Source organism: Salinispira pacifica, from assembly GCF_000507245.1.
GTDB classification, from domain to species: domain Bacteria; phylum Spirochaetota; class Spirochaetia; order DSM-27196; family Salinispiraceae; genus Salinispira; species Salinispira pacifica.
In genome coordinates, this window is sequence record NC_023035.1 from 3,553,359 (window position 1) to 3,567,686 (window position 14,328).

General features: G+C 50.9%; 14 protein-coding genes. 1 reads left to right on the forward strand and 13 read right to left on the reverse strand.

Annotated features, from left to right (window positions below; all coding sequences use genetic code 11):
* The first annotated feature begins 7 nt into the window (after positions 1-7).
* Positions 8-1,840, forward strand: a complete 1,833-nt coding sequence (gene uvrC / locus L21SP2_RS15455) for an excinuclease ABC subunit UvrC (protein WP_024269518.1) — start codon at positions 8-10, stop codon at positions 1,838-1,840.
* Here uvrC and holA read toward each other — a convergent pair.
* From holA to L21SP2_RS15520, 13 genes are all read right to left on the reverse strand, one after another.
* The gene (gene holA, locus L21SP2_RS15460; RefSeq protein ID WP_024269519.1) at positions 1,825-2,856 is read right to left on the reverse strand and encodes a DNA polymerase III subunit delta; all 1,032 of its coding nucleotides are present in this window, start codon (positions 2,854-2,856) and stop codon (positions 1,825-1,827) included. The genes uvrC and holA overlap by 16 nt on opposite strands.
* Before the next feature lie 41 nt (positions 2,857-2,897).
* Positions 2,898-3,536 carry a transcriptional repressor LexA gene (gene lexA, locus L21SP2_RS15465; RefSeq protein WP_024269520.1) on the reverse strand — a complete coding sequence of 213 codons (639 nt, stop codon included), beginning with the start codon at positions 3,534-3,536 and terminating at the stop codon, positions 2,898-2,900.
* Complete coding sequence (locus L21SP2_RS15470) at positions 3,533-4,894, reverse strand: sigma-54-dependent transcriptional regulator (protein WP_024269521.1); 1,362 nt, start codon at positions 4,892-4,894, stop codon at positions 3,533-3,535. The genes lexA and L21SP2_RS15470 overlap by 4 nt, the downstream gene beginning before the upstream one ends.
* Positions 4,894-6,651 (reverse strand): sensor histidine kinase, encoded by a 1,758-nt coding sequence (locus tag L21SP2_RS15475; protein WP_024269522.1) that lies wholly within the window; start codon positions 6,649-6,651, stop codon positions 4,894-4,896. Before L21SP2_RS15475 ends, L21SP2_RS15470 begins: the two co-directional genes overlap by 1 nt.
* Positions 6,652-6,678: 27 nt before the next feature.
* Entirely contained in the window at positions 6,679-7,323 is a 645-nt protein-coding gene (locus tag L21SP2_RS15480) for a hypothetical protein (protein ID WP_144083034.1), read from the reverse strand.
* Positions 7,310-7,576 carry an HPr family phosphocarrier protein gene (locus L21SP2_RS15485; RefSeq protein WP_024269524.1) on the reverse strand — a complete coding sequence of 89 codons (267 nt, stop codon included), beginning with the start codon at positions 7,574-7,576 and terminating at the stop codon, positions 7,310-7,312. Before L21SP2_RS15485 ends, L21SP2_RS15480 begins: the two co-directional genes overlap by 14 nt.
* 58 nt (positions 7,577-7,634) lie before the next feature.
* Positions 7,635-8,672 (reverse strand): HPr(Ser) kinase/phosphatase, encoded by a 1,038-nt coding sequence (hprK, locus tag L21SP2_RS15490; protein WP_024269525.1) that lies wholly within the window; start codon positions 8,670-8,672, stop codon positions 7,635-7,637.
* 45 nt (positions 8,673-8,717) lie between these two features.
* Positions 8,718-9,014 (reverse strand): ribosome hibernation-promoting factor, HPF/YfiA family, encoded by a 297-nt coding sequence (gene hpf / locus L21SP2_RS15495; protein WP_024269526.1) that lies wholly within the window; start codon positions 9,012-9,014, stop codon positions 8,718-8,720.
* Between the two features lie 18 nt (positions 9,015-9,032).
* Positions 9,033-10,412 (reverse strand): RNA polymerase factor sigma-54, encoded by a 1,380-nt coding sequence (gene rpoN, locus L21SP2_RS15500; RefSeq protein ID WP_041401730.1) that lies wholly within the window; start codon positions 10,410-10,412, stop codon positions 9,033-9,035.
* Positions 10,413-10,481: 69 nt separating this feature from the next.
* Positions 10,482-11,207 carry an LPS export ABC transporter ATP-binding protein gene (gene lptB, locus L21SP2_RS15505; RefSeq protein ID WP_024269528.1) on the reverse strand — a complete coding sequence of 242 codons (726 nt, stop codon included), beginning with the start codon at positions 11,205-11,207 and terminating at the stop codon, positions 10,482-10,484.
* Positions 11,204-11,965 carry an LptA/OstA family protein gene (locus L21SP2_RS15510; protein WP_024269529.1) on the reverse strand — a complete coding sequence of 254 codons (762 nt, stop codon included), beginning with the start codon at positions 11,963-11,965 and terminating at the stop codon, positions 11,204-11,206. Before L21SP2_RS15510 ends, lptB begins: the two co-directional genes overlap by 4 nt.
* Positions 11,962-12,597: an LPS export ABC transporter periplasmic protein LptC gene (gene lptC, locus L21SP2_RS15515; RefSeq protein WP_024269530.1), complete on the reverse strand. Its 636-nt coding sequence runs from the start codon at positions 12,595-12,597 to the stop codon at positions 11,962-11,964. The genes L21SP2_RS15510 and lptC overlap by 4 nt, the downstream gene beginning before the upstream one ends.
* A complete protein-coding gene (locus tag L21SP2_RS15520) occupies positions 12,594-14,198 on the reverse strand; it encodes a CTP synthase (RefSeq protein WP_024269531.1) in 1,605 nt (534 codons plus the stop codon). Before L21SP2_RS15520 ends, lptC begins: the two co-directional genes overlap by 4 nt.
* Between the last annotated feature and the right edge of the window lie 130 nt (positions 14,199-14,328).

The window sequence follows — 14,328 nt, forward strand, 5'->3', positions numbered from 1 at the left end:
AGATAAATTGAATATAGATGAACTGAAGGACAGTATTTCAGATTTTCCTCTGAGTCCCGGAGTATATCTCATGAAAGATGATCAGGGGGCGATTATCTACGTGGGAAAAGCAAAAAAGCTGAGAAATCGGGTGCGCTCCTATTTTGCATCGGGCAAAGATGTAAAAACCGCCGCGTTGGTGGGAAAAATCAGGAATATCGACTTTATTGTCACCGAAAATGAATATGAAGCTCTGATTCTTGAAAATAACCTGATTAAAGAACATAACCCCAGATACAATATCAATCTGAAGGATGGCAAAACCTATCCGGTTATCAGAATCACCGCCCACAAATACCCCAGAATTTTCAGAACCCGGCGGATCATCAGGGACGGCTCGGACTACTTCGGTCCATATGCTGATGTGAAGGCTATCGATACCTACCTGAATCTGGTGGACAACCTTTATCCCCTGAGAAAATGCAGGGGGGTACTGAAGAAGCGTGAGCATCCCTGCCTTTACTATCATATTAATAAGTGCCCCGGTCCCTGTGCAGGATTAATTTCCCGGAAGGATTACAACAAACGGGTGGAAAAGGTGAAAAACCTCCTGAGCGAACCGCCGGAGAAAATCCGGGGCGAACTGGAAAAGAAAATGCTGGAAGCGTCTTCCCGGCTGAAATTTGAACAGGCGGCCGAGTACCGGGATAATCTTCAGGCTCTGGAATCCGTGGGAAGCGGTCAGATGGTAAGCGATTTTGACCCCGAAAGCAGGGACTACCTTGCCTTCCACGAACATGAAGGGCTGCTTTCCTTTGTGGTGTTTCAGATGCGAAACGGAAGACTTGTGGGCACAGACATCTTCCGGAACAGAAATTTCAACGCCGCCGCCGGCGATGAGGCCAATAATCTTGAACAGTTTGTCATGCGGTATTACGAAGAGATGAGATCCCCCCCGGGAAAACTGTTCATCAGCCGCATAAACTTCGATACGGCCGCACTTGAACGCTTTTTTATTGAAGAGCGGGATTCCCGGGTGGAGATTCTCAGTCCCGAAAACACCAGGGATGCCAGCCTTCTGAATATGGCCGAAGAAAACGCCCGGCAGGACAGCTTTAAGCGGGCCCGTGAAATCGGGGACGAAGAGGGCATAGCAGAACTGAAAAAACTGTTCCGGCTTCCGGGGCTTCCCCGGCGCATAGAAGGTTTTGACATTGCCCAGCTCCAGGGTAAATACACCGTTGCCGCAATGGTGAGCTTCAAAAACGGCGTTCCTGATAAAAAAGAGTACCGCTACTTCAATATCAAAAGCCTGAAAGGCAAGATCGACGACTATGAGTCAATGCGGGAAGCCATGGCCCGGCGCTACAGCAGGCTGCAAAATGAAGGGAAACCAATGCCCGATTTAATACTCATCGATGGAGGAAAAGGCCAGCTGAATGCAGCCTGCGAAATTCTTGAATCGCTGGGACTCAGAGGCCAGCCGATACTGAGCATAGCCAAGCGTGAGGAAGAGATTTTTATCCCCGGACATTCTCAGGGAGTGGTGCTTCCACAGGGGACCCCCGGACTTCGGGTTCTCCAGGCGGTGCGGGATGAATCCCACCGATTCGGCACCAGCCTGAATCAGAAACAGCGCAACCGGGATCTGGAACTGGATGCCAAAAAGATTCCGGGATTCGGTCCCAAACGGAGCAGTCAGCTGATAGTTGAATTCACAACCTATGAAGATGCTTACCGGGCGGGAAGTGCGGAGATTTCCCGGCGGACCGGGATCCCGGAGGCCGTCGCCGAAGCTTTCATGGAGTATTTTGCAGATACCCGGGAGGATGCAGCGTCTCCGGATCAGGGGAAACGCTGATGATCAACGCCGAACATGCCCTTTGCCCGGGGAGACCGGAAGAAGTTCTTTACCGGATGGAACAGACTATAGAGCCATAACTGAATTAAATGATGGTGCAGGTTGCTTTTTTGTTCCCGAAGAGCCATCTCAAATTCATTGCAGGATCTGATATGGGAGAGAACTGTGGCCTCGTCCAGGCGGGAGAGGAGGTTTCTGTACAGATTCTGATTCCGCTTTCCTAAAATCCGTCTCCCGGTAAAATCAGCGGGTTCAAGTCTCCTCTCACTGCTGATTGCCTGCAAACCGGCGAGATTTCTGACCAGATAACTGAAACGGATAAGGATTGAGGTTTCCTCATGGGACTTGGCTCCCCTGAGTTTTGACAGGATCTCCAGAGCCCGGGAGAAATCCCTGGCGGCGTAGGCATCGAACAGTGTGTACACCGACTCTTCCTTGGCATGAAAAATGTACGATTCCACCACATCAGCGCTGATTACCGGTTTCTCTCCTGAATCAAAGAGGAGGAGAATTTTGTCCAGCTCCTGCTGCATTTCCTGGGTGTTGGTGCCCACAAGGGAGAGGAAGAGCTCCAGGGCATCATCTTCAATGCCGGCATTCTGCTTTCGCAGATACTGGATTACCCAGCCCTCTTTCTGATTGTCGAACAGCTCCCAGCATATTTCCCGGGCTTCGGCCGCCGCCAGTTTCACCAGCTTTGAATCCAGCCTGCTTTGCTCGGATACAAAGACCAGGGTCACATCGGGATTTTGACTCTTGAGGAATTTCTCGAAATGCTGAATATCCGACTTTCTGCTGAGACTTTCGGCATTATGGATCAGTGCAAGGGTATGACTGGCAAAGAGGGCTCCATTATCCAGATCAGAAATAATCTGCTCCGGGGTATCTTCTCCGGCATAGTATTTATGCACATCCAGAGCGTCTCCGTAATTCTTCACCAGGGCAGATTTCAGGTTATTGACCAGTCCCTGGCGTTTGCCGTGTTCGGGTCCATAGTACATGTAACAGGGATGCATTAATTCACTCTCCGGAAAGGGCCCCTTCGGGGGGCGGATCTCTAATAGGTTCTGATGATATGTTCCAGCTTGCCCAGAATTCGAATATCCCGGGTATACATGGGCGGATACTTGCTGTTTTCAGATTGGAGTTTCACCCTGTTGGCCTCCCGGTAAAAACGTTTCAGGGTAACCGAATCTTCAAGCATGGCCACGATAATTTCCCCGTTTTCCGCAGTACTCTGCTCTTTTACAATGGCCAGATCCCCTTCCATGATGCCCGCGCCGGTCATGCTGTCCCCCCGTATCTGAAGGGCGAAATGCCGGCCGTTCCGGAGAAAATCCGAAGGAACACTTACATGGCCGTCCCAGTTTTCCTCCGCGTGGATGGGTTTTCCGGCAGCCACCGAGCCCAGGATTGGAATTCGGTGCTGAAGACCTTCTTCTTTTTCGTTCCCGGCGACTGCAGCGGATGCGTACTGCTGCTCCGGATGATCAAGCACTTCGATGGCTCTGCTACGCATATTGTTGCAGCGGAGGACATGCTTTTTTTCCAGGGCTTTAATATGGTCATAGGCACCCCGGACAGACATGTGAAAGTTCTCCGACACCTCCCTCACCGTGGGAGGGAATTTATGCTCCCTGATGAAGGATTTTATAAAGTTGAGAACTTCAGTCTGTCTGGCAGTTAGACCTTTCATCGCTTCGTTTCTATTCCGTACTTTCGAATTTTATTGTGAAGATTACTGGGGTAAATACCTAAACGCTGCGCAGCTTTGGTTATATTATACCCAGTCTCTTCAAGTTTTTGAAGGATCAGTTTCCTCTCAAACGCATCTTTTGCTTCCATCAGCCCCATCTCGCCGTATTCTTCCAGTTCATTGGAGATCTGGCCGGCGCCCCTGCTCATTTCCCCCTTCAGGGCAAAGTCCACGGACTCCTGGCTGATCACAGATTCATCGGAAAGTACCGAGATCCGCTGAATTACATTCTTGTACTGGCGGATATTTCCCGGCCAGGGGTACTCCTTCAGGCGGGTCATGGCTTCCTCTGAAAAACTCCGCTTATCTCCTCCATAGCGGCCGAGAAAATACTCCCCCAGGATCCTGATATCTTCTCCCCGCTCCCTCAACGGTGGAACATTGATGGGGACAACATGAAGCCGGTAATACAGGTCTTCCCGGAATTCACCGTCCTGTATCATCTTCTGCATATTCCGGTTGGTGGCTGCCAGGAGCCGCACATCAACGGAGATGCTTTCTTCGCTGCCGAGCCGTTCAATGCGCATTTCCTGGATGGCCCTGAGTATTTTGGCCTGGGCGGAAAGGGAGAGATCGGCGATCTCATCCAGGAACAGGGTCCCTCCGGAGGCCAATTCGAACTTTCCCTTTTTTCTGCCGGAAGCACCGGTGAACGCACCTTTTTCATGGCCGAAAAGCTCGCTCTCGATGAGATTATCCGGAATGGCCGCGCAGTTCACCGGAATAAAGGGCTGGTTTTTTCTGGCGGACTTGCCATGAATTTCCCGGGCAACCAGTTCCTTTCCGGTACCGTTTTCCCCGGTGATCAACACCGTGGCATTGCTTGCCGCCGCCTGAACGATTACCGAACGGATTTTATCGATTCCCTCGCTGGAGCCCACCATTTCCTGGTCCGCTCCAAGCTGGGCTTTCAGAGCGCGGTTCTCCCTCCGCAGATCCTCAAGTTCGAAAATATTCCGGCATAACAGAAGAATCCTGTCCATACTCAGCGGCTTTTCCAGCATATCGTATGCGCCCAGTTTTATGGCCTTTACGGCCATCTCAATATTTGCGTGACCGCTGATCACAACCACTTCGACGCCGGGAAACTCATCACGGATTTTTTGAAGAACTTCAATGCCGCCGATGCCCGGCAGCCAGATATCAAGAAATACCAGATCCACAGGCTCGATCTTCAGTATTTCCAGCCCCTTGTATCCGTCCTCGGCAGTAAATACCCGATAATCCTCGTCGCTGAGTATATCTTCAAGAATCTCACGGATTCCCTGTTCGTCGTCAATTACAAGTACGGTATTCATTACTGCTCCAGTATGGGGAGATCGATGTAAAAACGGGCGCCCATGCCCGGTTCGCTTTCCACCCGAATCTCTCCGCCATGATCTTGAATGATACGCTGCACAATGGCAAGCCCGAGACCTGTTCCGCCGGCCTTACTGGTGAAATAGGGATTGAAAATCTGGGATGAAGTTTCCTCATCCATTCCCTCCCCGTCATCCTTAATCTGTATGCGCTGAAACCGCTTCCCGGAACTGCTGAGAATCTGACTCTCAAAGCGTAATTCGCCGGGATTTTGACCGATAGCCTCCACCGCATTTTTCACCAGGTTTCCAAGCACCTGCCGAAACTGGGCGGGGTCCACAAACACCATGGTATCATCCTGAATATGTTCCAGAATAACATCCACGTGGGGTATCCGGTGCACATCCAGCACATCCTGTATCAGCTGCTTCAGGCTCACCTCCCGGGGCTGGGGATAAGGAAGCCGGGCGAAGTCCCTGAATTCGGTAAGCAGCCCTGCCAGGTGATCCACTTCCCGGGTGATGGTGGCAACCGAATTCTCCAGCACCCGGGGAAAATCCGCACCCTCCCTCTCGTATTTGCGCTTCAGCCGTTCTGCGGACAGCTTGATGGGAGTGAGAGGATTCTTGATCTCATGAGCAAGTCGCTGGGCAATATCCTTCCAGGCGGAAACCCGTTCGCTCTGCACCAGCTGAGTACGGGAACGCTCAAGCTCGGCTATCATCCCGTTAAAAGACTCCACAAGATGCCCCAGCTCTTCCCGGGACCGACCCAGAATTCTGAAACTGAAATCTCCTTCCGCCACCCTTCTGGTGGCCTGCTCCAGATTCACAATGGGTCTGATGAGGACATCGCTGAGATAGAATCCCGCCAGAATTGCCAGGAAAACCAGAGGCAGGGAAAATACTCCGTAGAAAATGATGATGCCGGTGAACAGCAGATCCTTGATTTCCCGATACTGACTGAACAATTCCAGGGCCGAAACAATTTTCAGAGTTTTTTCCCCGAAGCCCCGGGGAAGCTCCTCGATGAGGATGATACTCAAATCACGTTCCGGACTGGATATATTCCGGAGAATTCGTATGAAACTCCGGTCCCTGCGGACATCACGGATCACCAGACCTTCATCCTGGAGAAACGAGGATGAGTATTCAATAGCTGCTTCTTCATCACCGTTGAAATAGAGCATTTCACCCTCTGAATCAAAAATCTGCAGGGCATCCAGCGAAGGCCTGATCTGGCTCAGCTGCACAAAGTAGCGGGCGGGATTCTCTCCGGCGCGTTCACTGAGATTTTCAAAGAGGGATGAAAAGGCAAACTCTTCAAGCTCGCTGCTCAGAGTTTGCTGAATATTCACGGTAATATCCAGACTGTTCTCCAGAGCCTCACCGATCTCATCGTTAAACCAGGTATCGCCTATTACTCTGATAAAGCTGAGACTCAATGCCGCCTGGGGTCCGGCAGAAAGAATCACCATAATGAGAAAGTAGATAATCAACCGGGTTTTCAGTACCGAACCGGGTGCATTATCCCGCCGCTCCCTGAGCAAACGCAGCAGGTTGGAGAAGATACTGAATAGAAGCACTACCGGGACAATCAACGCCGCAAACCAGAGTATCACCAGATACAGCTCATTATCCTGATTCTCACTGTTCAGAACCTGTCCGGCGAACAGCACCAGCAGAATAATGAGAAAGAAATAGAAAAACACAAGACTGATAAGACTGCTCAAACCGCTGCCGGCGGATCTGTTCATATCCTTCGACTCCTCGCCGTGGAAAGATCAGAGAAAGAAGTGGGTCTCCCCCCGTGTTTCATATCGGCTGCGAAAAAACATATTCAACCATCTGGCAAATACTGAACCCGGCCCCAGGTGGGGCAGATAGGCACGAACCCTGGCCTGAATTGTACCGCCACGCAGCTCATTCAGTTCCGCTGCAGGAATATGCAGAATCACCGGTTCTTCCAGCATCCGCTTCAACTCATCAATGCTGCGGGCCTGCTTTTGGCTGGGCTTTGCCGCTTCTTCAATATAGTACAACGATGTGTACGGATCATATCCGGCAATGAGCGTTTTCCGATACTGCAATCGACCGGTAAACAGAGCTTCATTTCTCAGAACCACCCTGTACACCATCTGCTGCCGGTAGTTGAGCCCCGTATCGCCGGAAAGGACTTTATCCCCCATGGAATTCCAACGCATCAGCAGTTCTATTCCTCCCAGCCCGTCGGAGGCGGGGCGGACACGAACCTCCAGGGCATCCTGCTTTTTATCCTCTACCGCATCCTCCCGATCCTGCCGGGGATCCGGGCTGCAGGAAATCCACAGAAGCATGACTGCAAGAACGGAGAAAAAAAACGCCGCCCGGAAGAATCTTCCAAGGCGGCGCTGCTGTTGTGAAGTACATCCCCGTCTATTCTTCTTCAAACCTGGTCTCGAAGAGCCGTGCGATGGCATTAACAGCATCTTCTTCATCCTCACCATCTGCACTGATGGTAATTTCAGTATTATACGCCGCACCAAGGGTTATTACCCCCATTATTGATTTTGCATTGATTTCCTCATGGTCTTTCTTGAAGAAAATTCGTGAATCGTAACGGCCGGCTGTCTGTACAATCATGGCTGCTGGACGGGCATGAATTCCCGCCCTGTTCTTTACCACAATAACTTTTTCGGTCATGGCGCTATTCTACCCTTATTTAATGCGGAGGGAAAGGTATTTTTATCCGGAAACAACTTCAGCGGCGTTCATCCACGTCGTAATTAGGATCTTTCAGCTGATCAAGCATCTCTTTTTTATGCATATACAGCTTCCTCGCATTTTCACTCTCCAGCCACTTCATAACGCTCTGATTAAACTCTTTCGCCGAGTAGTATCCCATTTTTTTCAGGCGTTCATTCATGGCTGCAGTCTCGATAATTATGGGGATATTTCTTCCGGGCTTCACCGGAACAACATGATAGGGAACCTTAATACCCAGAATTTCCTTTTTCTTCTCCTCGGCTCCGATACGGTCGTATTCCTTTTCCGCATCCCAGTGCTCGAGTTCGATAATCAGCTGAATCTGCTTGGTTTCACGGATCGCTCCCACTCCAAAAAGATGGCTGATATTTATAATCCCCAGCCCGCGGATTTCCATATGATGGCCCAGAGCCCGGTTGGCACCTGCGCCCACCAGAATATTTCCCGCAACATTTTTTATTTCAACCGAATCATCCGCAACTATCCGGTGCCCCCGGTGAATAAGCTCCAACGCTGTTTCGCTTTTTCCCACTCCGGAATCTCCGGTTATGAAAATTCCGATTCCGAACACCTCCATGAGTACACCATGGGTGGTAATCATCTTCGCAAAAACATTGCTTAACGCCCGCAGGAGTCTTGCACTGAATTCCGAGGTGCTTAAATCCGTCTGGAGTATGGGCGTCCCTGTCTCCTTGGCCATGGCAATCATCTCATCTGTGGGATCCAGGTCATGGGTGAGAACTGCACAGGGGATATCCGAATCAAACAGGGTGCGTACATTATCCATCAGGTGTCGGCTGTCCGGATTTGTGTGGATCATATCAAGATAGGCGTGTTCACCCCTGCCGAACAGCTGAATACGCTCAAATGCGAAGTTGTCGAAAAATCCGCTCAGTGCGAGACCGGGACGATTGAGATCAGGAATCTTGATTTCCCGGGTAAGACCCTGGCGCCCCGCTATGCAGCGGAGGCTCAGGGCATCCTGCTCCTTTAAATCCATATTGAGCAGATCTAAAACGGTAAATGCTTTCATATTCTACGCCAAGATCCGGTTCAGCGGAGTGTAAACTCCCATCTGTTACCGGTGCTTATCCTGAACCTTCTCCTTTTCCTTTCGGATTTTCTGATCAAGACGGTCCACAAGCTTCTCTATTGATTCGTGCAGGTTAAAGGTGTCTTCCTTCAAATGGGCCGTAACCCCCCAACGGAAATTTACATTCACCTCGGCTATCCAGGCATCATGGTCCTTGGCCAGGGTGAACATCAGATCCACAATATAATCTTCGGCATAATTGATTTTCTCAAGCTTGGACTCAAGAAAATTCCGGGTAACATCGGTAATCTGATAATGAACACCTTTGATGTCTACACGCATACACTACCTCCAAAAAAATTAGCGATTGTACGAGGACGAAATATCCAATTCCTTCCGGTATTTCGCCACCGTACGCCGTGCGATTTTAATACCGCGTTTTTCCAACAAGTCTGAAATCTTCTGATCCGACAAATGGCGGTCCGCTTCGGCTTCCAGAATTTCCTTCATGATCGCCTTCACCGCTTCCTTGCCGTAGCTTCCGCCGCCTTTCCGGGTTCCGGTCACCGCGTTGGTGAAAAAATACTTCAGTTCAAATATGCCGAAGTCGGTCTGCATATATTTTCCCCGGGTGAGGCGGCTCACCGTGGCCTCATGAACTCCGATATCTTCAGCCACATTCTTTAATGTAAGGGGAACTATGCTCTTGGGTCCATGAATAAAAAAATCACGCTGATATTCCACAATGGCAAGAGCAACTTTTTTCAGGGTGTCATGCCTCTGTTGAATGCTGTTGATGAACCATCTGGCATCCCGAATCTTGGATGTGACAAAACTCTTTGCCTCTGCGTGGCCGGGCTGATCGTTGTTTCCCGACTCCTGGAAAACCTGGTCAAAGAATGAGTTCAATCCCAGAACCGGAATTTCCTCCTCATTCACCATGATCCTGAACTCACCATTCTCCCTGGTAACTGCCACATCCGGGATTACATAGGTCGGCTCGGCACTGGAATATTCCCTTCCGGGAAAGGGAGTGAGGCTCTTCAGGATTTCCAGGCAGTGCAGCACCTCTTCTTCCGGGATTTTTTCAGCACGGGCAATATCCCGGTATTTCCCCCGGTCCAGGGCCTGCAGATGTTTTTCAATCAGAGGATAGATGGCTTCAGGGACATCAACCACCAGTGAGGCCTGGATTTTCAGACTTTCAATATAGTCTGCGCTGCAGCACCCTGGAGGATCGAATCGCTGGATAATAGAGATCATTTCCTTCATTGCCGGATGCTGATCCTGCGATACCAGCAGTTCAGGATCTTCCAGATGGAAACCGTTTTCATCCAGATTCCTGATAAGCAGCTCGCCGATCTGAAAAAATTCCTCGGGAATAGGCTGGAGGCGAAGCTGCCATATCAGATGCTCCCGAAGGCTCTCGGGTTTGGATAGGGCGTTTTCCATAAAACTCTGTTTAGAGTCAGCCGCAGCCTGATCGTAGCTTGAAGAAAACCCGGGGTCTGAGCTGTTTTCAAAATAGCTTTCAACTTCGCTGTTTTTCTCCGGCATGGAATCCAGGGAGATGGTTTCCCGGTCTTCGAGCACTTCCAGAGCAGGATTTTCGTCCAGTTCCTGGTCAATCCGGGCTTTGAGATCCTGAAGGGGAAGAGCCATAATCTGAATGGACTGCAGCATCTGCGGACTCAGCTTGAGTTTTTGTGTCTGTACTAGTGCCGGTCTCTGATACTGCACCTCATCCTCCAGGGGTTATAGATTAATTGTGTGTTAGGCACATCCATTTGTCAACGCAGCGGGATCGCATCAGGCTTCAAAAGACTCCCCAAGATACACTTCCCGTGCCAGTCGGTTTTTCAGCAATTCAGCCTTGTCGCCTTCAGCCACAATCTGGCCATCCTTGATAATATATGAACGGCGGGTAATCTCCAGGGTGTCTCTCACATTATGGTCGGTAATGAGAATTCCGATATTTTTATCCACAAGAATGCGGATGATATTCTTGATCTCATGAACGGCAATAGGATCAATTCCTGCGAATGGCTCGTCCAGCAGCAGAAAATGGGGATCAATGGCCAGACTCCGGGCAATTTCCGTGCGCCGCCGCTCCCCCCCTGAGAGAGTGTAGGCAGGCTGCTTCCGCTTTTCCTGCAGACCAAGATCACCCAGAAGGGATTCCAGAAGATCCCTTTTTTCTGTGGTACTGAGGGTGTTTCTGTTCTCGATGATAGCCCAGATATTATCCTCCACGCTGAGCTTCCGGAATACGGAAGCTTCCTGGGGAAGATAGGAAATTCCCAGGCGGGCCCTGCGGTACATGGGCAAATTGGTGATCACATGATCATTCAGAAGAATATCGCCGCCGTTAGGTTTGATAAACCCCACTATGCTGTAGAAACAGGTGGTTTTCCCCGCACCATTCGGCCCGAGCAGCCCCACAACCTCTCCCTTATGCATGGAAAAATCAATTCCCCTGAGAACCTGCTTCTTTCCGTATTTTTTCTGTAGATTTGATACCTGCAGTGTACTCATTCGTCCCCGCTCTCACCGGTTTCTTCTAGGGCTGCGCCGCCGGAAGTTGCGTTCTCTCCCGCAGACCCGTTCTCTGCGGCAGATCCGCTCTCTCCGGATGCATCAGGACTTCCGGAAGAATCCTCCCCTTCGGAGTCCTGTTCCGGATCACTGATCTGTCCCCGGACTTCACCCTCAAGAATAATCTCATTTGATTCGGTAAAAATCGTAATCACCGCAGCTGAATACTCGTCTCCCTGGTAATACACCACAGGAAATCCGCTGAGTTCCAGCCTGCCGCTGTCTTCAAAGTACCGTACATACTCCGCCTGTGCCAGCATATCTTCCCGGACAATTTGCACATCCAGCTGGAAAACCGCAAGCGCCCCTTCCCGTTCCATGTAGGTGCTACGAACAAGAATATCCTCACCGGGATCATTGAATTCGGCGCTGCCTTCGAGAACCAGAGCTTCGGTTTCCGTATCATAATTCAGCACATTTGCAGAAATCTCCGTGCCCGAATCCTTGTCCAGGAGCTTCACTGCACCCCGTGCTTCAATATATCGGTTTTCTTCTCCGCTGAGACTGATACTTTCACCCTCTATGCGGATTGTCTCCCCTTCAACCTTTGCATCATTTTCGAGGACGGTGCGCTCGCTGCCTTCGGCAAACACCGAGCGTATAAAACCGGCGGTGGCTTCCAGCGGTTCTGAGAAAAGAGGGCCGGCTGCCAAAACGGCAATAAGGGCTGTAAGGGCGTACGCTGTTCTATCTCTCATTGCCGTTCCTCTTCTCCGACGGGCTCATCATCGCTTGTTTCATTACGATTATTTTCATCACCGGAACCGGTGATGATGCGCCCGGTGCCGCCTCCGTCAAACCGGAGCTCCTGCAGCAGAAGATCCACCACAAAACCTCTTCCCCTGAATTGTGAGCCGTCGTCACGAATCAGTTCTACCCATTCATCATCCGGGCTCCAGATCAGATCCTGTTCCGGGCTGTATAAAAACTGATCCCCCAGAACTCTCGATTCGCTGTCGGTAATATAGATTTCCACACCATCTCTCAGCAGAATATCCTCACTGTCCAGATCTCTGGAAGCGAATCCCGCCCTGCCCTGGAGGGAAACGGATGCATCTTCATTGTATTGAGTGAAACTCAATCCTTCAATTTCCTGGAGTTCACGTTCCTCAAAGGTTCGCAGAATATCCGACTGAAGCTCAAGAAGCAGATTTCCGTCTTCATATACCCGCTCCACAATATTACTCAGGGAAACATCCGGGATCTGCTGTTTCTCCTCTTCACTCATGGCCATCTGATCATAGTCAAAACTGCAGGAGCCGAGAAGAGCAACCATGGCGGCTGATAATACAACATAGATGGGAAGGGCCGGAGGAAAAAAGGACCTCATTTCTTCCGGCCGGCACTTGCTTCAATGAAACTTGCAAACAGGGGATGGGCGTCCAGGGGACTGGAAAGAAATTCCGGATGATACTGCACCCCGATGCCCCAGGGATGCCCGACCCACTCACTGGATTCCACCAGTTCTCCCTGGGGTGTGGTGCCGCCGAAATTCAGGCCTCCCTCCGCCAGGGCGGATCTGAATTTATTGTTCACCTCATAGCGGTGGCGGTGTCGTTCCTTGATTATCTCTTCTCCGTAAATCTCCCGAATTCTGCTCCCCGGGAGCAGCCGTGAACTGCTCAGTCCCAGACGCATGGTTCCGCCGTAGTTCTTCACATCCACCTGTTCTTCCAGGAGACTGATGACCGGATTATCCGCTTCCGGAGCGAACTCGGTGCTGTTGGCATCTTCCAGTCCCAGTACATTCCGGGCATATTCCACCACCAGCACCTGCATCCCCAGGCAAATTCCGAAATACGGGAGTTTATGTTCCCGGGCATATCGGGCCGCCAGGATCATCCCTTCAACACCCCGGCTTCCAAAACCTCCGGGCACCAGTATTCCGTCCAGCTCACCCAGCACCGATTCGGGGTCATCAAGTTTTTCCAGATGCTCGCTGTCAATTTTACTGATTTTTACGTCAACTCCGTTGGCGATACCGCCGTGAATCAGGGCTTCGTCCACCGACTTGTATGCATCCGCAAGCTCAATATACTTCCCAACCATTCCGATGGTGACAGTTTTTTTCGCCGACCGGATGACATCCACGATGGCCTCCCAGCGGGACATATCCGATTCTGCGGCTTCCACACCCAGACGGTGGAGGACGATGCTGTCCAGTCCCTGGCTCTGATAGTTCAGGGGAATTTCATAAATGCTTTTGGCCACATCGTGGGCTGAGATCACGGCATTCACCGGAACATTGGTGAACAGGGCAATTTTCCTGCGCATATCCTCATCCACTTCATTGGGAGAACGGCACAGCAGGACATCCGGCTGAAGCCCGATTTCCCGCATTTTATTCACCGCATGCTGGGTGGGCTTGGTCTTTTGTTCGCCGCCGGCAACCTCTGGAACCAGAGTAACGTGTACCGAGATCACATTATCCCGACCATGCTCGTGAACCATCTGACGGGCAGCTTCAAGAAACGGGATGGATTCTATATCCCCCACGGTGCCGCCGATCTCAATGATGGTGGCATCAACGCCTTCTTCCTCACCGATGTTAACTATGCGCTGCTTGATTCTGTCTGTGATATGAGGGATGACCTGAACCGTCCGGCCCAAATATCTGCCTTCCCGTTCACGCTGGATAACTTCCTGATAAACCTGACCTGTGGTTATTGAGTGATGCCGGGATAGCGTAGATTTGGTGAAACGGGCGTAATTCCCCAGATCCAGGTCGGTTTCCGCACCGTCGTCGGTGACGTACACTTCGCCGTGCTGATAGGGGCTCATGGTTCCCGCATCCACATTGATATATGGATCGATCTTCACCATCCGAACAACAAGTCCCCGGGATTCCAGGAGGGTTCCTAAACTGGAGGCCGCTATGCCTTTTCCAAGGCTTGAGCAAACGCCGCCAGTGACAAAAATATATTTCCTCATGGAACTTCATTATTCCCGGCGGGCTTCGCCTTGTCAATGAAATACGGCAAGCCCATGTGAATCAATTTCCTTGACACCGCTATGGCCAAGTCATAGACTTTACTATAACCACCACGCTAAAGAAGCAGGT